Here is a 20367-nt window from a genome sequence, read left to right as displayed (position 1 = left end):
AGCAAAAAGGAGGAAATAGAATGCGTGAAGCAGTAATTGTAGCCGGAGCTAGAACACCGGTCGGAAAAGCAGGTAGAGGATCACTTGCCACTGTACGACCTGATGATCTCGGAGCTTTGGCGATAAAAGAAACGATGAAACGTGCAAATGGATATGATGGACCGATTGATGATCTGATTATCGGATGTGCAATGCCTGAAGCAGAACAAGGGATGAACGTCGCTCGTAATATCGGGGCTCTCGCGGGACTGCCTGACACGACGCCGGCGATTACGGTGAACCGTTTCTGTTCATCAGGCCTTCAATCAATCGCTTACGGTGCAGAACGGATTATGCTCGGCCACGCAGAAGCAATCATTGCAGGTGGAGTAGAATCTATGAGTATGGTACCGATGATGGGGAACACAATTCGACCAAACTTCCACCTTGCTGAAACAGCGCCCGAGTACTATATGGGGATGGGGCATACTGCTGAGCAAGTTGCTGTGAAATATGGCATAAGCCGTGAAGACCAAGATGCTTTCGCCGTTCTATCACATAAGAAAGCAGCAGCGGCAATCGCAGCTGGCAAATTTGTTGATGAAATCGTTCCTGTAGAAGTTGTTAAACGCTTCGTCGATGACAGCGGTAAATATCAAGAAAAGACCGTCATGTTCGAAATGGACGAAGGTGTTCGTACAGGCACGACAATGGAAGTATTGGCGAAATTACGTCCAGCCTTCTCCGTTACAGGATCTGTAACTGCCGGGAATGCTTCACAAACTTCAGATGGTGCGGCTTCCGTTCTCGTTATGGACCGTGAAGTGGCAGAAGCGAACGGACTAAAGCCAATCGCTAAATTCCGCTCCTTCGCAGTTGGTGGCGTCCCTCCTGAAGTTATGGGAATCGGCCCGATCGTAGCCGTTCCAAAAGCATTGAAGCTCGCTGGTCTATCTATCGAAGACATCGACCTATGGGAACTAAACGAAGCCTTCGCTTCCCAATCCCTCCAGGTCATCCGTCATCTTGGCCTCGACATGGACAAAGTGAACGTCAACGGCGGTGCGATCGCACTCGGTCACCCACTTGGCGCAACAGGGTCTGTATTGACGATCAGAATGATGAACGAACTAAAACGCCAAGGCAAACAATTCGGCGTCGTTACAATGTGCATCGGCGGCGGAATGGGCGCAGCTGGAGTGTTTGAATTGCTATAATAAAATTAGAAAATAAGCAATTACTAATTTTCTGAGTAACTATATATATTTAATTGGATTCTAAGATGATTGAAGCGGAAGGCGTCACGAAGTACGGCTTTTGCGAACAATAGCGCAGCGAAGTAAGCATTCCTGCCTTAACTTCTGCAGAAAACGCAGAAGTTAAGGCAAATCGAACTCTTCGTTGTTCGATTGGAACGCGTCCGCCCGAAACGGAAATCATCGTGTTAATTGTCACATCTATTTATTGAGAGTTATTTAAAGTGTTAACGTTCGTAAATTAAAAGGAGGAACATACAATGGCTGAAACAAAAACAACTGAATTTATTCGCGGTGGCGCATTCCTAATTGAGGACATTGAGGCATCACGTGTATTCACACCGGAAGACTTTTCAGACGAACAGAAAATGATTGCAAAAACAACTGAGGATTATGTAAGAAACGAAGTGCAGCCAGTTGTTGAAAACTTGGAAAACCACGAATTCGAACATTCCGTTCGTTTGTTAAAATCAGCTGGGGACTTAGGTCTTCTTGGCGCAGATGTACCTGAAGAATACGACGGTTTAGGACTTGATAAAATCTCGTCTGCACTGATTGCTGAAAAGATGTCCGTTGCTGGCGGATTCTCAATTACACATGGTGCACACGTAGGAATCGGTACATTGCCGATCGTACTTTTCGGTAATGAAGAGCAAAAGAAAAAATACTTGCCGAACTCCGTATCAGGTGACAAAATCTCTGCATACGCATTGACAGAGCCAGGTTCAGGTTCAGATGCTCTTGGTGCTAAAACATCAGCTAAATTAAATGAAGCTGGGACACACTACATTTTGAACGGTGAAAAACAGTGGATTACGAACGCAGGGTTTGCTGACGTATTCGTTGTTTACGCAAAAGTAGACGGCGATAAATTCTCTGCTTTCATCGTTGAAAAAGAATTCCCGGGTGTTTCTGTAGGAGCGGAAGAGAAGAAAATGGGAATCAAATCTTCCTCAACACGTACATTGATTCTTGAAGATGCTGAAGTACCTGTGGAAAACCTATTAGGTGAAGTTGGAAGAGGACATATCATCGCTTTCAATATCTTGAACATCGGACGTTACAAGCTTGGAGTCGGTACAATTGGTGGGTCAAAGCGTGCACTTGAACTTGCTATCACATATGCAAACCAACGTCAGCAGTTCAAGACACCGATTTCCTCATTCAACTTGACGAAAGAAAAATTGTCTACAATGGCTTCAAAACTATACGCTGCAGAAAGCTTAATCTACCGTACAGTTGGGTATTTCGAAGAACGCAATGCTGAAATGACACCTGAACAACAAAAAGACGGTAAAGCAGTAGCGGCTTCTATCGCTGAATATGCTATCGAATGTTCAATCAACAAAGTAGTCGGCTCTGAAGTCCTTGACTATATTGCTGACGAAGCTGTTCAATTGCACGGTGGATACGGGTTCATGCAAGAATATGAAGTGGAGCGTATTTACCGCGATTCTCGTATTAACCGTATTTTCGAAGGAACAAACGAAATTAACCGTATGATCGTTCCAGGTACATTCCTGAAAAAAGCGATGAAAGGCGAACTGCCACTTCTTGAGCAGGCGCAAAGCTTGCAAGAAGAATTGCTAATGATGATGCCAGAAGAAATCGGTGACGAAGCACTTGCACAAGAAAAAGTACTTGTGAAAAACGCGAAGAAAATCGGTCTGTTGGCAGCTGGAATGGCAGCACAGCGTTATGGTACGAAACTTGAAACTGAACAGGAAGTACTTGTGAACATTGCGGATATCGCTAATAACATCTTTGCAATGGAATCAGCACTTCTACGTACAGAAAAAGCGGTTGCTAAAAATGGTGCAGAGAAAGAACAACAGAAGATCCTTTACACAGAAATCTTCTGTCAGGAAGCTTTCGAAGCGATTGAAAGAGATGCTAAAGAAACACTTCTTGCAGCGGTTGAAGGAGATAACCAGCGTATGATGCTTTCGGCATTGCGTAAACTGACGCGTTCGAACCCATACAACTTGATCGCGAAGAAACGTGAAGCGTCTGTTAAACTAATCGACGTTGAAAAATATGTAGTCTGATTTAACGCCACCCAGCGCCGTGTTCGGTTCCGGGTGGCTTTTCTGTTATACTGTATAAAACGGAGGTGTTTTCGTATGGCATTGACGTATTATGGGTATCCGAAGTGTGGCACTTGCCGAAAGGCGAAAAAGTGGTTGGAAATGAATGAATTGGCATTCGAAGAAATAAATATTGCAGAGAATCCACCGACTAAAGAAGAGCTTCAACAGCTGATCAGCAATTCCCAATTAGACATCAAGAAGTTTTTCAATGTTTCCGGCATGAAATACCGTGAATTGAATTTGAAGGACAAACTGGTCGAAATGAGCGACGAAGAGAAGGTTGAACTTCTTGCGACAGACGGAATGCTTATTAAAAGACCGATTGTCACAGATGGTTCACACGTAACAGTCGGCTTTAATGAAGAGAACTATGAGGAAGCCTGGAAAGCTTGAATTAGTTCCTTGTCTTTATCCTCGAAATATGTAAGAATTAAAGAGAAATCACTAAATGTTTATTTAAATGGAGGGGTACGGGATGAGCACACCTAAAGACTTACGTTATTCTGAAGAACACGAATGGGTAAAAGACGAAAACGGTAATTATCGTATCGGTATTACACATTTCGCACAATCTGAACTTGGAGACATCGTTTTTGTTGAGCTTCCAGCAGTTGGCGACGAAGTGAAGTCGGACGAGCCGTTCGGTAGTGTTGAATCAGTTAAGACTGTATCAGAACTATACGCTCCAATCAGTGGTAAAGTTCTTGAAGTAAACGAAGAATTGGAAGATAGCCCTGAATTGGTAAATGAATCTCCATACGAAGGCGCTTGGATGATCGTTGTCGAAGCTTCCGATAAAGCGGAACTTGATGAACTCATGTCTGCAGAAGAATACGACAAGATGACTGTCGGAGAGTAATGATAAAACTGGCGCTGGATAATCCCGGCGCTTTTTTCAATTGCTGGGAGGCATGCGGATGGAATCGCGCAGAGTTGTTATCGTAGAAGGAGGGGCAGATCGGAAAAGGCTGCAGAAAGTATTGGCAGAACCGATTGAAATTCTATGTACAAACGGTACGGTGAGCTCATATCGAATTGAAGAACTGCTTGAACCTTATGAGGACTACGATATGTATGTATTCGTCGATGCAGATCCGTCTGGCGAAGCCATTCGCGCGCTTTTCAAAAGGGTTTATCCTGAAGTCATTCATCTGTATACGGAACGTAAATATGGGCAAGTTGAGACGACTCCCTATCGCGTTTTGGCAGCAATTTTGCTCGCCGAAAGATTTCTTGTACATCCCCAATTCTTACTTTGAAGGTGAACTATTATGAACGGAATTCAAAACTGGACACGTGAACAATGGGAAGACCGTAAAAAGTCTACGCCTATCAGCGTTTTTTATTTATATACTCCGATGTGCGGTACATGCGCCGTCGCATCTAGAATGATGGATGTTATAGCTGCTATGAAGCCAGAGTTGCCGATTGGTAAAGCAGATTTGAATTATATCGAAGATTTAGCTGTGGATTATACGATTGAAAGTGTCCCATGCCTGTTAATACAGAAGGACGGGGAAATAACTGAGAAGATTTATGCTTTCCATTCAGTTCCGCATCTTCTTGAGAAAATAGGTTGACATTGCAGGAAACCCTATGCTATAACTGTATCTATTACTTTAACTGAATAAATCGCTCTTATAAAGAGAGGCTGAGGGAAGTGCCCTATGAAGCCCGGCAACCGTCACGTATGTGAAATGGTGCCAAATCACGCAAAGCGAAAGCTTTGAGAGATGAGAGATCGGATTGACGTTTATTTATTGATAACGTTTGAGCCTTTCTGCTTGTCTGCAGATAGGCTTTTCTTTTTGGGGAAGAATGTAGAGAGGTGAAAAGACAATGATCAAGTTAACAGATGTAAACAAACGATTTGGTACGGATAGCAACGAGATTACGGCTGTCGACAACGTGAATCTTACAATTGAAGACGGTGAAATCTTTGGCGTGATTGGTTATAGCGGAGCGGGAAAAAGTACGTTAATCCGATTGTTGAACGGTCTAGAAAAACCGACGTCAGGGGAAATAAGCATTGCGGGACATGAACTGTCAACGATACCTGCGAAAGAGTTGCGGGAAGCCCGCCAAAAAATCAGCATGGTGTTCCAGCATTTTAACTTACTTTGGTCGCGAACGGTCAAAGAGAATATCTCTTTTCCATTGGAGATTGCAGGTGTCGGTAAAAATGATCGAGATAGAAAAGTGAGTGAACTGATTGAACTCGTCGGACTGAAAGGGAGGGAGGATGCCTATCCAGCGCAACTCTCGGGCGGACAGAAACAACGTGTCGGGATTGCCCGTGCATTGTCCAATGATCCTCAAGTGCTGCTTTGTGATGAAGCGACATCAGCGCTCGATCCCGAAACAACGGACTCAATACTTGATTTGTTGACGGATATCAACGACAAACTCGGTTTGACAATTGTTTTGATTACACATGAAATGCACGTCATCCGCAAAATTTGCCACCGCGTTGCTGTAATGGAAGCTGGGAAAGTCGTTGAGATGGGGAATGTGCTTGATGTATTCCAGTCGCCGAAAGAGCAGATTACGAAACGATTTGTTTCACAAATTACACAGACTGCTGGTGCGGAACAAGCATTACAACATCTGAAAGCAGAGTCGACCGGCGGGACATTGGTCAAGTTAGTCTTTGTCGGTGATCGAACGGAGCAGCCTGTTCTATCGACGATGATCAGAAGATTCGATATCGACGTGAATATTGTTCAAGGCGATATCTCCCATACGAAAGGCGGCGCATATGGCACACTCCTTCTGCAACTGTTCGGTGATCGTGACAAAGTTAGCTCCGCGATAGACTTTCTGCATGGCGAGGGCGTTCGGACGGAGGTGATTGGAATTGATTGAGACATTATTGCCCCATGTCAATTGGGAGAAGATGTGGATCGCGACGGTAGAAACACTTTATATGACTGCTGTGTCGACAATCTTCACATTCGTTTTAGGAATCGTGTTGGGCGTCGTGCTGTTCTTATCAAGTCCGGGTCAGCTTTGGGCGAACAAACTCCTCTATGGCATTACAAGCTCGGTTGTTAATATCTTCAGATCCATTCCGTTTATCATCTTGATCATTCTGATTATACCTTTCACCATTTTCCTTGTTGGGACGATGAGAGGACCAAATGCGGCATTGCCTGCACTCATCATCGGTGCTGCGCCATTTTATGCGCGGATGGTTCTCATCGGATTACAGGAAATTGATAAAGGCGTTCTCGAAGCGGCACGTTCAATGGGAGCGAAAACAAGTACGATCATTTTTAAAGTACTGTTACCTGAATCAAAGCCAGCGTTACTATCCGGCATCACAGTCACGGCTATCGCACTGGTCGGCTATACAGCAATGGCTGGAATTATTGGTGCAGGAGGTCTCGGTAACCTTGCGTACTATCAAGGTTTCCAGCGGAGTCGATTCGATGTTGTAGTCGTTGCTACCATAATCATCTTAATCATTGTTTTCATCCTTCAATTCATCGGAGATTATGTAGTACGGAAATTGGACAAGCGTTAAAAGGAATCGCAGGCTGAGCCTGTACAATATAAAATGATAAAAAGAATAGGGGAGTTTACGTATGAAAAAGTTGTTGACTGGTATCTTTTTTGCAGTACTCGTATTGGCATTGGCGGCGTGTGGAGGAAAAGACAAGGATGATAAGACGATTGTAGTAGGCGCATCTAACGTTCCACATGCACTGATTCTTGAGCAAGCTAAGCCTTTATTGAAAGAAAAAGGATACGATTTAAAAATAGAAGAATACCAGGATTTTGTTTTGCCGAATAAGGATTTGGATGTAGGGACACTCGATGCAAACTACTTCCAACACATTCCTTATCTTGAAGGCCAGATTGAAGACTTCGAATATGACTTTGTCAATGCAGGAGCTATTCATATCGAACCAATTGGTATTTACTCGAAGAAATACAAATCACTGGACGAATTACCTGACGGTGCAACCGTACTGATCAGTAACTCTGTAGCAGATCACGGACGCGTTCTCGCAATGCTTGAAAAAGAAGGGCTTATTACACTTGCTGACGGTGTGGAAAAAGTGAAAGCGGAACTTGATGATATTGTCGACAATCCGAAAAACTTAACATTCGAAGCAGAATATGAGCCGGCATTAATGCCTGAACTGTATAAACAAGATGAAGGTGATCTATTGCTCATCAACTCGAACTATGCGCTTGATGCAGGTTTGAAGCCATTAGAAGATGCAATTGTACTTGAGGAAACAGATTCACCTTACGTCAATGTCATCGCTGTTCGTACAGAAGATGAAAACAACGAAGCGATTAAAGCGCTTGTAGCAGTATTGAAATCAGATGAAATTCAACAATTCATCCTTAAAGAATGGGAAGGTTCTGTTGTACCTGTAAAATAAGTAAAATGGGAAAGACTATCTAGCATACCGGAACTGGTATGGCAGATAGTCTTTTTTTGATTAAATCAAAAATTTGTGTAGCTATTTTAATTATCACTTCACTATGATAAAGTAATTTTGTTGTATAAATATTCGGATGAAAGAATTAGGAGGGTGAATCCATATGAAGAAAATCGGTTTAATATGGCGCATTATTATCGCTATCGGACTTGCAGTAGGATTTGGTCTTCTGCTACCGATTATACATGAGGGCTTTGCACATGGTTTTGTACGGTTCTTTGCTACGTTCAATATGATGTTCGGCGGATTTTTAAATTTCATCGTTCCTTTAATCATCATTGCGTTCATAGCACCTGGTATCGCGAAGCTTGGGAAGGGTTCGGGCAAGCTGTTAGGATGGGCAACTCTGCTCGCTTATGCTTCAACGATTGTAGCGGGAGTTATGGCATTTTTCGCAGCAACGACATTATTGCCGAACTTCATTCATGCTGTCGGTTCGGGTTCGATTGCTAATGCAGGCAAGGCTCCTGGAGAAGCATTCTTTGAAATTGAAATGACACCTGTCATGGGCGTCATGTCCGCTTTGCTGCTTGCATTTGTGCTTGGAATCGGAATGGCATCTATTGGCAGTAAATCGATGTTGTCGTTTTTTGAAGAATTCAATGCACTTATTGAGAAAGTAATTACATATGTCATCATTCCGTTATTGCCTATTCATATTTTCGGGATATTCCTGAACATGACATATAGCGGGGAAGTTGCGAAAGTATTATCCGTATTCTCCGTCGTATTCATTATGATTATTGTGTTGCATTTTGTTATATTATCCATTCAATATACGCTTGCAGGTGCAGTTTCAAAACGAAATCCATTCGGGTTGATGAAAACGATGGCGCCCGCTTATATGACTGCAATTGGAACGCAATCTTCGGCAGCAACAATCCCGGTCACTCTCCGTCAAGCTAAAAAAGCTGGTGCATCAAATCGAGTTGCTGATTTTACAATTCCTCTATTTGCAACGATTCACTTATCAGGGAGCACGATTACATTAGTGTCCTGTTCAATTGGTGTTTTATTAATGAATGACTTACCAACTTCATTTGCTTCCTATTTACCGTTCATCTTAATGCTTGGTGTAACAATGATCGCAGCACCGGGAGTTCCAGGTGGGGCCGTAATGGCGGCGGTAGGGCTTTTAGCAACAATGTTGGGCTTTGACGAGTCAATGGTTGCTTTGATGATTGCGCTCTATATGGCACAAGACAGCTTTGGTACGGCAACGAATGTCACTGGAGACGGAGCATTGGCAATCATTCTCGATCGTTTTAATAAGAAGGAAAGCTCGAATTTATCGGAGTGAAAAATTGTAGGTTTTATAGAAAAGAGAAACTTAGCCGGTACAAATGCGTACCGGTTTTTTTAGTCGAAAAATCGAACTGTGAATGAATGAACCAACTTATTCAATTCTCATTCATAGAACGGCAAATGAAAATCAGATAATTACTCATCTTACCAATAAAACAAAGGATTTCAAGGGCAAATGAATTAAATTATAATAATTCTTAATGATTTGCATGGCAGTGCATTATGGGGTAAGATTAGAATGATACTAAATAGAGAATGGATTAACCGTTCATCTTTTATCATATTGGAGGTATTGGAATGGCTACTTTGGAAATCAAAGACCTTCACGTTGAAATTGAAGGTAAAGAAATATTGAAAGGCGTCACGTTAACAATCAATACAAATGAGATCCACGCGATCATGGGGCCGAATGGTACAGGTAAGTCGACTCTTGCATCAGCAATTATGGGTCATCCTAAATATGAGGTTACTTCAGGATCCGTCACGCTTGATGGCGAAGACGTTCTTGAAATGGAAGTGGATGAACGTGCACAAGCAGGTTTATTCCTAGCAATGCAATATCCAAGCGAAATCACTGGCGTGACAAATGCAGACTTCATGCGTTCCGCAATTAATGCACGTCGTGAAGAAGGCGATGAAATTTCCCTTATGAAATTTATCCGTGAATTGGACAGCAAGATGGATGTCCTTGAAATGGATCAAGATATGGCAACACGTTATTTGAACGAAGGGTTCTCCGGTGGAGAGAAGAAGCGTAACGAAATTCTTCAATTGATGATGTTGAAGCCGAAGTTCGCTGTCCTTGATGAAATTGACTCTGGTCTAGATATCGATGCATTGAAAGTTGTTTCCAAAGGAATCAATGAAATGCGCGGTGAAGGATTCGGTTGTATGATCATCACTCACTATCAGCGTCTCTTAGATTACATCACTCCAGATTTTGTACACGTAATGATGCAAGGTAAAGTCGTCAAATCAGGCGGTCCAGAACTTGCGAAGAAACTTGAAGAGAACGGTTATGACTGGATTAAAGAAGAACTTGGCATCGAAGACGAAACAGTTGGACAAGAAGCTTAAGAAGGGGGACGATTCAAAATGACGGTTGAAACAAAAACGGCATTGACCGAACAGGACGTCCGCACTTTCTCTGCAAAAATGAGTGAAGCCGATTGGATGGCAGATTTCCGAGCAGATGCGTTAGCAAAAGTGGAACAACTGCCGATGCCGACACCTGATAAAACAAAGATTACAAAGTGGAACTTCTTAGATTTCCCTGCACATGCAGTGGAAAGTTCTACATTTACTACACTTGCTGCGCTTCCTGCTGAAGCACAGGAATTGGTTAACGAAGATCAGCAGAATATTTATGTACAACATAATAACACTCCTGCTTACAGCTCATTATCTGATGAGCTAAAAGCACAAGGTGTCATTTTAACTGATATTTTTACAGCATCACGTGAACACGCGGACTTGTTGAAAAAGTATTACATGACAGATGGCGTAAAAGTGGAAGAACATAAATTGACAGCTTACCACGCTGCTTTAATGAATGGTGGAGTATTTGTCTATGTCCCTAAGGGTGTAGTCATTGCGGATCCATTACAAGTATTGTTCCTGCATAACGATGCACAAGCATCCCTCTTCAACCATGTGATTGTCGTCGCGGAAGCGAATAGTTCAGTTACCTATGTGGAAAACTACCTTTCCACGGTTGGTGAAGCAGCAGGACAAGCAAATATCATTTCTGAAGTGTTTACAGGCGATAATGCAAAATTAATCTATGGTGCTGTTGACGTATTGGCGAAAGGTTTCACAACTTATGTGAACCGTCGTGGTGTCACTGGCCCACATAGCCGTATCGAATGGGCTTTAGGATTAATGAATGATAGTGATACAATCTCTGAAAACATTACACATTTAGTCGGTAATGGTTCATCTAGTGATATGAAATCAGTTGTCGTTGGACGAGGAAGCCAAAAGCAGAACTTCACTTCTGAAATCGTTCACTGGGGTCAGGATACTGACGGATTCATCCTTAAGCACGGTGTCATGAAAGAAGCGGCATCGTCAATTTTTAATGGAATCGGACGTATCGCAAAAGGTGCTACACGAGCAAACGCAGTACAAGAATCACGTATTCTTATGCTGAGTGAAAAAGCCCGTGGAGACGCGAATCCAATTCTACTGATCGATGAAGATGATGTAACTGCAGGACACGCCGCATCTGTTGGACGAGTAGATCCATTGCAATTATTCTATTTGATGAGCCGCGGAATCTCCAAAGAAGAAGCGGAACGCCTAGTCATTCATGGTTTCCTTGCACCTGTCGTCAGTAAATTGCCTATCGAAGGTGTTAAGAAGCAATTGACGGAGGTTATTGAAAGGAAAGTGCGCTAATGCTCAGTAAAGAGATACGCAAAGACTTCCCGATACTTGACCAGGAAATCAACGGCTATCCACTTGTCTATTTGGACAGCGCCGCGACTTCACAAAAGCCGCGGCAAGTTATTGAAGCGTTGAATGACTACTATCGATTTGATAATTCGAATGTCCACCGCGGTGTTCACACACTTGGAAACAGGGCGACGGATCATTACGAAGGCGCACGTGAAAAAGTACGCAAATTCATCAATGCCAAATCGATCGAAGAAGTAATCTTCATGCGTGGAACGACTACAGCGATCAATACAGTTGCCCAAGGATATGGCAGGCAAAATATCGGCGAAGGCGATGAAATCGTCATTACACCGATGGAACACCACTCAAATATCATCCCTTGGCAGCAACTGGCAAAAGAAAAAGGTGCAGTGCTGAAATATGTCGATCTTGAAGAAGATGGCACACTGTCTCTTGATAAAGTGCGTGAAACAGTAACAGAACGGACGAAGATTGTTTCCATCATGTATGTGTCCAATGTTCTTGGAACGATGAACCCGATCAAGGAAATTACGAAAATCGCCCATGAACATGGAGCTGTCATGGTCGTCGACGGCGCCCAAGCAGCACCACATCTGAAGATTGATGTACAGGACTTGGATTGTGATTTCTTCGCTTTTTCGGGTCATAAGATGTGCGGACCTACTGGTATAGGTGTTCTATACGGTAAGAAAGCTATATTGAATGCAATGGAGCCGGTTGAATTTGGCGGCGAAATGATTGACTTTGTCGGTCTCTACGAATCAACTTGGAAAGAGCTTCCTTGGAAGTTTGAAGGCGGTACTCCAATTATTGCAGGGGCAATTGGTTTAGGCGCAGCCATTGATTACCTTGAACAGATCGGTTTGGATGCAATTGAAAAACATGAACACGAACTTGCAGGATATGCCATGGAAAAGATGTCTTCTATAGAAGGCTTGACTATCTACGGTCCCAAAGATCCTGGAAAACGCGCTGGTCTTGTAACATTCAATTTGGGCAATGTCCATCCACATGATGTTGCAACAGTACTTGATATGAACGGAATCGCAGTGCGGGCAGGTCACCATTGTGCACAGCCGCTTATGAAATGGCTGGATGTCTCAGCTACCGCACGAGCTAGCTTCTATGTGTATAACACAGAGGAAGATGTTGACCGCCTCGTAGAAGGACTCCGTATTGCAAAGGAGTATTTCGAATAATGTCCACTAAAAATTTAGATCAGCTATACCGCTCAGTCATCATGGATCATTATAAAAATCCAAGAAACAAAGGCGTATTGAAAGAAAATAACGTAACTGTCGATATGAATAATCCGACTTGCGGCGATGTCATTCATTTGACGCTGCAAGTGGAAGATGGCATTGTGAAAGATGCCAAATTTGAAGGTGAAGGTTGTTCCATCTCGATGGCATCCGCCTCGATGATGACACAAATCATCAAAAACAAAGACATTGACTCAGCCGTTAAATATGCTCATCTGTTTTCGGATATGATGCTTGGAAAAGAGATTGATGATTCTGTAGATCTTGGTGATATCGAAGCCCTTTCCGGCGTAGCCAAATTCCCGGCACGTATTAAATGTGCAACACTTGGGTGGAAAGCTATGGAAAAAGGCATAGGTACTGATTCCGACAACTAGTCCCGGGTTAGGCTTCGCGAATTGAGAAGCCTATATACCGCCGCTGTCTGCAATTTGAGCAGCCTGGCGAAATGAATGAACGGAGGAATAATGATGGCTAAAAAAATGCCTGAAATTGGCGATTACAAATATGGTTTTCACGATAAAGACGTATCTGTTTTCCGTTCGGAACGTGGTTTGACAAAAGAAATCGTTGAAGAAATCTCAAACATGAAAGAAGAACCTCAATGGATGTTGGACTACCGTCTGAAATCTTTAGAGCTCTTCTACAGCATGCCTATGCCTCAGTGGGGCGGAGATTTGAAGCCGTTAAACTTTGACGAGATCACGTATTATGTAAAACCTTCCGAAGCGACAGAAAAATCATGGGATGAAGTTCCTGAAGAAATCAAACGTACGTTTGACAAACTAGGAATACCTGAAGCTGAACAAAAATATCTTGCAGGTGTTTCTGCACAATACGAATCAGAAGTTGTGTATCACAACATGAAAGTAGAACTTGAAGATATGGGTATCGTTTTCAAAGATACGGATTCAGCGCTTCGTGAAAACGAAGAACTGTTCAGGAAATACTGGGGTACGGTCATTCCAAACTCTGACAACAAGTTCTCAGCTTTGAACTCGGCTGTTTGGTCCGGTGGATCGTTCATCTATGTGCCACCAGGCATCAAAGTTGAAACGCCACTACAAGCCTACTTCCGTATCAACTCGGAAAACATGGGTCAATTCGAGCGTACATTAATCGTCGTCGACGAAGGCGCAAGCGTTCACTACGTAGAAGGATGTACAGCACCTGTTTATACAACGAACTCACTTCACAGTGCGGTCGTCGAGATCATCATCAAAAAAGATGCGTACTGCCGTTATACGACAATCCAAAACTGGGCGAACAACGTTTACAATCTTGTAACGAAGCGCGCAGTGTGTGAAGCGAACGCTACAATGGAATGGATTGATGGTAACATCGGTTCGAAACTAACGATGAAATATCCATCTTGTATCCTTAAAGGAGAAGGCGCGCGTGGAATGACTTTATCCATCGCTCTTGCCGGTAAAGGACAGCATCAGGATGCGGGTGCGAAAATGATGCACTTGGCGCCAAATACTTCATCTACAATCGTTTCTAAGTCGATTTCTCAACATGGTGGAAAAGTAACATACCGTGGGATCGTCCACTTCGGCCGCCGTGCAGATGGTGCACGTGCGAACATCGAATGTGACACGCTCATCATGGATAAGCTATCGACGTCAGATACGATTCCATACAACGAGATTCTGAACGACAATATCTCACTTGAACACGAAGCAAAAGTGTCCAAAGTATCCGAAGAACAGCTCTTCTACTTGATGAGCCGTGGTATCGGTGAACTGGAAGCTACAGAAATGATCGTTATGGGCTTCATCGAGCCATTCACAAAAGAATTGCCGATGGAGTATGCAGTAGAGATGAACCGTCTTATCAAGTTCGAGATGGAAGGCAGTATAGGTTAAGTAAGGAACAAGAAAGAGGCTGGGACAAAACCCACCTCTGAACTGAAAAAGCCGGTGACATTTTACGACGAGTAAAATGTCACCGGCTTTGATCGTTTTTGAGTTAAAAATAAGGGTTGAACAATAAATGACATTGGTGAAAGAAAATCTCCATCCCTTTAAAAGGAGATGAGGAGGATCTTCACTAACGTCATTTTTTATAAATATATTGGATAAGGCAATCCTACTACCTGCTGGTTTCCGTTCCAAGCGGACGCTTTCCGCGGGCACGGCTTCAGCCGCTTCCCTCGCTACGCTCAGTCCAGGGTCTTCAGCTCGCGCTGTTCCCGCTGGAGTCGCCGCTTTCCACTTCAATCAGCTGAAGAGTCTAGGTAAGATAAAATCCTTTTATATAAATAGAAAACAAGTGAGATTCCCTGTAGAATAAAAGTCGACCAAAACCATCATCCAGGATGAAATTGAGCAGAACTATTTTGAATTACCGAAGCATATTGTCGCAGACGCAGGATACGGCAGTGAACAGAACTACAATGATATCCTCTCGAATCGTAAACGGGAAGCTTTGATTACCTATGGAATGTATATAAAAGAACAGAAGAAGAAACACAAACAGAACGAGTTTAATACAGCTAACTGGCAGTATGATGAAGAAAATGATGCCTACACATGTCCGAACCAAAAGCGTCTGCCTTTTGCCTATCACTCCGTTCGTACGGATAAGGCCGGCTTCACGCGACAATTTAAGGTTTATGAATGTGAAGACTGTTCAGGCTGTCCGTTTCGTTCACTATGTACAAAAGCAAAAGAAGGAAACAACCGTAAAATCATGGTGAATGAGAAATGGGAACAACAAAAAGAATATGTAAGAACGAAGCTTTCAGATGAAAAGACGTGTGCAATCTATCGTCAACGCAAAATTGACGTAGAACCAGTTTTTGGATTCTTGAAGGCTAATTTAGGTTTCACTCGATTTTCTGTTCGCGGGACATCGAAGGTTGAAAGCGAAATGGGCTTTGCGTTAATGGCCGTGAATTTACGAAAATTCACGGCTAACAGGTAAGGTTGATCCGAAAAAAATGAAAAAAGTGAAGTTGAGCGGGCTCAATTTCACTTTTTTCTTACTTGAAGCTAGTTATGTCCCAGCCTCTTTTCATTTTCGAAAGTCAAGTCCAACACAACACAACACATTATGGAACATATGAAAACTTTACTGGCAAAACTAAAAAAGCAGCCTTCCATGAGGCTGCCTCGTTTAAATTCGAAGAATTACAATTCTCCACTTAATTGAACTAGAATTTTTGCTTGTGACTTGTCATTCGTTAATGCTTCAAAGCCTTTTTCCACGATATCGTCCAATTCAATTTGAGATGTGATAATGCCCCTACCATTTAATTGACCCGTCCCCATTAAATCAACTGTTTGTTGGAACGTGGTTGGTGTATAGGCAATGGACGATGTTACTTTAACGCCCGTATTCGTCAATTGCATTGGGTTCCATTCAATTGGACGAGCAAAGATGGATACAATGACCATCGTACCACGAGCACGTGTCGCGTCAATTGCTTGTACGAACGTCGGTGCAACACCGGCAACTTCGAATGATACATCTACGCCGTCAGGTTCAATGTCTCTAATAGCTTGTACTGGGTCCACTTGGCCTGAATTGAATAAATGCGTTGCTCCAAGTTCTTTAGCTTTTGCTAAACGTTCTTCGGATAAATCAAACGCGAAGATTTTGCTTGCCCCTGCTGCTTTAGCCGCGATAATTGTCAGCAATCCAATCGGGCCAGCACCGAATACTGCTACAGTATCACCAAATTGCATACCGCCTTCTTTAACCGCTTGAACAGCTACCGCCATCGGCTCAACTAATGCACCATCTTGCAGTGTCATTGTGTCAGGTAATTTGCAAATGTGTTTTTCACCTGCATTTACGTGTGATGCAAAGCCCCCGTCTGACCCTAAGCCAATGAAATGAAAACCGTCATAAGCATCTATATCTTGATGCTTCCTGCCATATGTGTACATAGGGTTAATTGCAACACGATCCCCTACATTTACAGATGTAACGTCTTTCCCTACTTTTTCTACAATACCTGCAAATTCATGTCCCATCGTGATTGGTGCCTGTTGGCCGGTTAGTGGATTAGGTTCACCAACTGGAATAAAGACAGGCCCTTCTTGATACTCATGTAAGTCTGAACCACAAATACCTGCCCACGCTACGCGTACAGTTACCTCATTATCTTTCAGTTGTTTCAGTTCGCGTTCTTCCACGCGGATATCTTTCTCACCATACCATACTGCTGCCTTCATTTTACATTCCTCCTATTTTTTTGTGGAAAATCTACCTTGATGCTTCTCATATGTAATAGAAGTATAAATATACCTTTGGTTCAATATAATTTTATCAATTGCTATCTGTCTTGTCAAAATAGATGAATTAGCATAATAGATTCCCATCAGAGTTATTTTCAGAAATTACGTCCGAAGCGGCAATTTACTAACGTAAAACTCAGGTGCAAAATGACGGAATCACAAGGTAAACATATGATATGATGACACTATTCATTGTTTTATGAAACGGGGGATTGGCATGATCCATATTGGATTGACGGGATTGGGCGATCATCCTGATGTCTATCAGTCTTCTTCCAGTGCGAAAGAAAAACTGAAAGATTATAGTATGCATTTTCCAATTGTTGAATTGGATGCCTCTTTTTATGCAATTCAACCTGAACGAAATATCTGCAAATGGATAGACGAGACGCCTGAAACGTTTCAATTCATTGTGAAAGCCTACCAAGGGATGACTGGACACTTAAGGGGCAAGTCCCCGTACGATTCACCAGAGGAGATGTTCAACCAGTTTAAGTTGTCGATAGGGCCATTACGTGATGCGGGAAAGCTTGCGATGATTCTTATGCAATTTCCACCTTGGTTTGATTGTAAAAAAGAGAACGTAGATGAGCTTCGATCTATTAGGCGTCATTTGGAAGGTTATGATATTGCGATTGAATTCCGCCATCAGTCGTGGTATGCAGGAGAATTGAGGGAAAAGTCGTTAGCCTTTTTGCGGGATCTTGACTTTATACATACTATCGCAGACGAGCCGCAAGACGGCGATGGCAGTGTTCCACTAGTAGCTGTTTCGACAAGTGAGGAAAAGGCGTTTGTGCGACTGCATGGACGAAATGTCGGTGGATGGCGAAATCGAACAGGCGATAGTGAAGCGTGGCGTAAAGTCCGTTATTTATACAATTACTCAGATGCAGAGTTGGAGGAAATCCGGACAGTAATCGGGGGATTGGATTCGTCAACGGAAGATGTATATGTGATTTTTAATAATAATTCAGGTGGCCATGCGGCAGAAAATGCGAAGCGTCTTCAAAAATTGATGGGCATAGACTTCCATGCACTTGCACCTAAGCAGCTTGATATTTTTGAGGGGGAATAACGAATGGCGTATATCTTATTAGCATTGATTGGTGCCATTTCGGGCGTCATGGGTTCGATTGTTGGTCTGGGTGGCGGTACTATTCTTGTACCCCTTACTTTATTGATTGGCATCAATCTCGGCTGGATTCCAGGCATAACACCACATACTGTTGTGGGGATTTCCGTTATTATGATGATTTTCAATGGTCTATCGTCCACAATTTCGCATATGAAAGTAAAGACTATCGATTATCGGACAGGCTGGATTTTCTTCGCCGGTTCAATTCCAGGAACGTTGATTGGTGCTTTTGTGAATAAAGGCTTTGATTTACCATCATTCAATCTGTATTTCGGAATCTTACTTTTAGTTTTATCGATTTTATTGCTTACCCGTAAATATTTGAAGCCGATTCACTGGTTTGTCGATAGGGGCAAGCAAATGTCGTTTGTGGATCAGCAAGGCGAAACCCATGTGTACGGCTATCCAATCTGGTTCGCACTGCTATTGACATTCATTATCGGTTTCACCTCAGGCTTATTTGGTATTGGTGGCGGTACAATGATTGTACCTGCACTTATCTTGCTGTTTTTATTCCCGCCACATGTCGCAGTTGGGACCTCAATGTTCATCGTCTTCCTATCTGCAATCGTCAACTCGATTACGCATATTTCACTTGGCCATGTACCTTGGCTATACGCGCTTGCTGTCATTCCAGGTGCATATATTGGGGGAACCGTCGGTACGATGCTGAACAAGAAAATGGACTCCGAGACATTGGTAGTTGTCTTAAGGATTATGTTGTTGTTATTTGGTTTACGATCAATCTACGAGGGGATTTGGGGGTAACGAATGGAACGATCAGAAGAGCTAATCCATATTTATCATACGAATGATATCCATAGCCATTTCGACAGTTGGCCACAAATTACTAACTATCTTGTTTCCCAAAAACAGAATCATGTAGAAAGAAATGAAATAAGTTTCCGCTTCGATATCGGTGATCATGTCGATAGATTCCATCCGTTTACGGAAGGGACTTCAGGCAAAGGGAATGTGGCATTACTCAATCGGGCACATTATGATGCTGTGACGATTGGAAATAATGAAGGTATTACTTTGTCGAAGAACGCATTGAACAGTCTATACAAAGGTGCGAACTTTGACGTTATTCTTTGTAATCTAACGGACTCTGATGGATTCACCCCAAGGTGGATTAACCGATATAAAATCTACAATACGGAGAACGACATACGGATTGGTGTTATCGGTGCCACAGCGATGTATTCGGAGTTCTATTCGAAACTCGGTTGGGTTATAGAAGAACCCAAAAGTGCGCTGATGAAAGTTGTACAGGAAATCAGGCACAGTGTAGATATGATTATTTGTCTGTCGCACTTAGGGGTGCATGAAGACCGGTCACTTGCTGAAGAATGTGATCATATCGACGTCATATTAGGCGCGCACACACATCATCTCTTCATCGACGGAGAGATGGTGAATGATACACTATTGGCGGCTACTGGTAAGTTTGGAGAATATGTTGGACGGGTGGAAATTCGTTTTGACAAGAAGCAAATGAAAATCGTAGACAAGATGGCTTCTGTCATACATGTACGAGATCTTCCGTGGGACGAAGAAGATCATGAGGAAGTCCAAGAGCTGTTGCAGGCTGGCAATGAAGCAATGGACGAAAAACTTTTCTACAATCCCGCACCACTTCAGCAAGCGTTATTCAGACCGAGCACTTTGTCTGCATTTTTTGGTGCGGCATTACTCGCCTATACGGAGGCTGAATGCGTTATGTATAATGCAGGTATTTTCCTAGGTAGCCTAGACACTGGGTGGGTGACGAAAAGGCATCTTCACAGTTTGCTGCCGCATCCGATAAACCCATGTGTCATCACATTGGATGGTGAGGACCTGTTGGAAGTTTACAAGTTATCAACCAATCCTGAATGGCCGGAAATCGAGATTAAAGGGCTTGGGTTCCGCGGCACAATAATGGGTGCGATGCTGTATGAAGGAATCCATTTGAATGAAAATGGCGAATTGATTGCAGGCGGGCGAGTCGTCCTTCCGGGGGATACGTTCACGCTCGCGACACTGGATATGTTCACTTTCGGCTATTTCTTTCCACTTCTGAAAGATGCTCAGAAAGAGTATCTTATGCCTGAAATGATCAGAGATATAATGGCTTGGTACGGTATAAAGAAAGCAATGGAATCGATGGATATATTCAACAGAGATGAATGAATTCCCTGAATGAACCACTCCTTGTCTGCATATAATT

At 42.9% G+C, this 20367-nt stretch carries 19 protein-coding genes, 1 pseudogene and 1 riboswitch; of the genes and pseudogenes, 19 read left to right on the top strand and 1 reads right to left on the bottom strand.

Annotated features, from left to right (window positions below):
- The first annotated feature begins 20 nt into the window (after positions 1-20).
- From QWT69_RS11030 to QWT69_RS10955, 16 genes and pseudogenes are all read left to right on the top strand, one after another.
- Complete coding sequence (locus QWT69_RS11030) at positions 21-1196, top strand: acetyl-CoA C-acetyltransferase (RefSeq protein ID WP_317965642.1); 1176 nt, start codon at positions 21-23, stop codon at positions 1194-1196.
- A 299-nt stretch (positions 1197-1495) separates the two neighbouring features.
- A complete protein-coding gene (locus QWT69_RS11025) occupies positions 1496-3283 on the top strand; it encodes an acyl-CoA dehydrogenase FadE (protein ID WP_317965640.1) in 1788 nt (595 codons plus the stop codon).
- Positions 3284-3358: 75 nt separating this feature from the next.
- On the top strand, positions 3359-3718 hold the full coding sequence (locus tag QWT69_RS11020) for an arsenate reductase family protein (RefSeq protein WP_317965638.1): 360 nt from the start codon (positions 3359-3361) through the stop codon (positions 3716-3718).
- An 82-nt stretch (positions 3719-3800) separates the two neighbouring features.
- Positions 3801-4184 (top strand): glycine cleavage system protein GcvH, encoded by a 384-nt coding sequence (gene gcvH, locus QWT69_RS11015; RefSeq protein ID WP_317965636.1) that lies wholly within the window; start codon positions 3801-3803, stop codon positions 4182-4184.
- Between the two features lie 58 nt (positions 4185-4242).
- A complete protein-coding gene (locus QWT69_RS11010) occupies positions 4243-4584 on the top strand; it encodes a toprim domain-containing protein (protein ID WP_317965634.1) in 342 nt (113 codons plus the stop codon).
- A gap of 12 nt (positions 4585-4596) precedes the next feature.
- A complete protein-coding gene (locus tag QWT69_RS11005) occupies positions 4597-4905 on the top strand; it encodes a thioredoxin family protein (protein ID WP_317965632.1) in 309 nt (102 codons plus the stop codon).
- Positions 4906-4960: 55 nt separating this feature from the next.
- Positions 4961-5065, top strand: a riboswitch (SAM riboswitch).
- A 99-nt stretch (positions 5066-5164) separates the two neighbouring features.
- Entirely contained in the window at positions 5165-6190 is a 1026-nt protein-coding gene (locus QWT69_RS11000; RefSeq protein WP_317965630.1) for a methionine ABC transporter ATP-binding protein, read from the top strand.
- Positions 6183-6851, top strand: coding sequence for a methionine ABC transporter permease (locus tag QWT69_RS10995; RefSeq protein ID WP_317965628.1), 669 nt, complete (start codon positions 6183-6185; stop codon positions 6849-6851). The genes QWT69_RS11000 and QWT69_RS10995 overlap by 8 nt, the downstream gene beginning before the upstream one ends.
- Before the next feature lie 61 nt (positions 6852-6912).
- Positions 6913-7722 carry a MetQ/NlpA family ABC transporter substrate-binding protein gene (locus QWT69_RS10990; RefSeq protein WP_317965625.1) on the top strand — a complete coding sequence of 270 codons (810 nt, stop codon included), beginning with the start codon at positions 6913-6915 and terminating at the stop codon, positions 7720-7722.
- 163 nt (positions 7723-7885) lie between these two features.
- Positions 7886-9082, top strand: a complete 1197-nt coding sequence (locus QWT69_RS10985) for a dicarboxylate/amino acid:cation symporter (RefSeq protein ID WP_317965623.1) — start codon at positions 7886-7888, stop codon at positions 9080-9082.
- Positions 9083-9384: 302 nt separating this feature from the next.
- Positions 9385-10164 carry a Fe-S cluster assembly ATPase SufC gene (gene sufC / locus QWT69_RS10980; protein ID WP_431312279.1) on the top strand — a complete coding sequence of 260 codons (780 nt, stop codon included), beginning with the start codon at positions 9385-9387 and terminating at the stop codon, positions 10162-10164.
- A gap of 18 nt (positions 10165-10182) precedes the next feature.
- Positions 10183-11487 (top strand): Fe-S cluster assembly protein SufD, encoded by a 1305-nt coding sequence (gene sufD, locus QWT69_RS10975; protein WP_317965621.1) that lies wholly within the window; start codon positions 10183-10185, stop codon positions 11485-11487.
- Positions 11487-12707, top strand: coding sequence for a cysteine desulfurase (locus QWT69_RS10970; protein WP_317965619.1), 1221 nt, complete (start codon positions 11487-11489; stop codon positions 12705-12707). The genes sufD and QWT69_RS10970 overlap by 1 nt, the downstream gene beginning before the upstream one ends.
- Positions 12707-13147, top strand: a complete 441-nt coding sequence (sufU, locus tag QWT69_RS10965; RefSeq protein WP_317965617.1) for a Fe-S cluster assembly sulfur transfer protein SufU — start codon at positions 12707-12709, stop codon at positions 13145-13147. The genes QWT69_RS10970 and sufU overlap by 1 nt, the downstream gene beginning before the upstream one ends.
- 93 nt (positions 13148-13240) lie before the next feature.
- Complete coding sequence (sufB, locus tag QWT69_RS10960) at positions 13241-14638, top strand: Fe-S cluster assembly protein SufB (protein ID WP_317965615.1); 1398 nt, start codon at positions 13241-13243, stop codon at positions 14636-14638.
- Between the two features lie 433 nt (positions 14639-15071).
- A pseudogene (locus QWT69_RS10955) lies at positions 15072-15698 on the top strand (transposase); the annotation flags it as partial.
- Between the two features lie 206 nt (positions 15699-15904).
- Here the strand turns inward: QWT69_RS10955 and QWT69_RS10950 are convergent.
- Positions 15905-16954, bottom strand: coding sequence for a 2,3-butanediol dehydrogenase (locus QWT69_RS10950; protein WP_317965613.1), 1050 nt, complete (start codon positions 16952-16954; stop codon positions 15905-15907).
- 280 nt (positions 16955-17234) lie between these two features.
- Between QWT69_RS10950 and QWT69_RS10945 the strand changes: the two genes are divergently transcribed.
- From QWT69_RS10945 to QWT69_RS10935, 3 genes are read left to right on the top strand one after another with little or no spacing between them, the layout of a single operon-like run.
- Complete coding sequence (locus QWT69_RS10945) at positions 17235-18095, top strand: DUF72 domain-containing protein (RefSeq protein ID WP_317965611.1); 861 nt, start codon at positions 17235-17237, stop codon at positions 18093-18095.
- Positions 18096-18098: 3 nt separating this feature from the next.
- A complete protein-coding gene (locus tag QWT69_RS10940) occupies positions 18099-18923 on the top strand; it encodes a sulfite exporter TauE/SafE family protein (RefSeq protein ID WP_317965609.1) in 825 nt (274 codons plus the stop codon).
- 3 nt (positions 18924-18926) lie between these two features.
- The gene (locus QWT69_RS10935) at positions 18927-20330 is read left to right on the top strand and encodes a bifunctional metallophosphatase/5'-nucleotidase (RefSeq protein WP_317965607.1); all 1404 of its coding nucleotides are present in this window, start codon (positions 18927-18929) and stop codon (positions 20328-20330) included.
- Positions 20331-20367 lie beyond the last annotated feature (37 nt).

Origin of the sequence: Sporosarcina oncorhynchi (assembly GCF_033304615.1) — a bacterium.
Taxonomy (GTDB): domain Bacteria; phylum Bacillota; class Bacilli; order Bacillales_A; family Planococcaceae; genus Sporosarcina; species Sporosarcina oncorhynchi.
The sequence above is the reverse complement of the archived record's forward strand: the minus strand, read 5'-3'. Positions and strand labels throughout refer to the sequence as shown.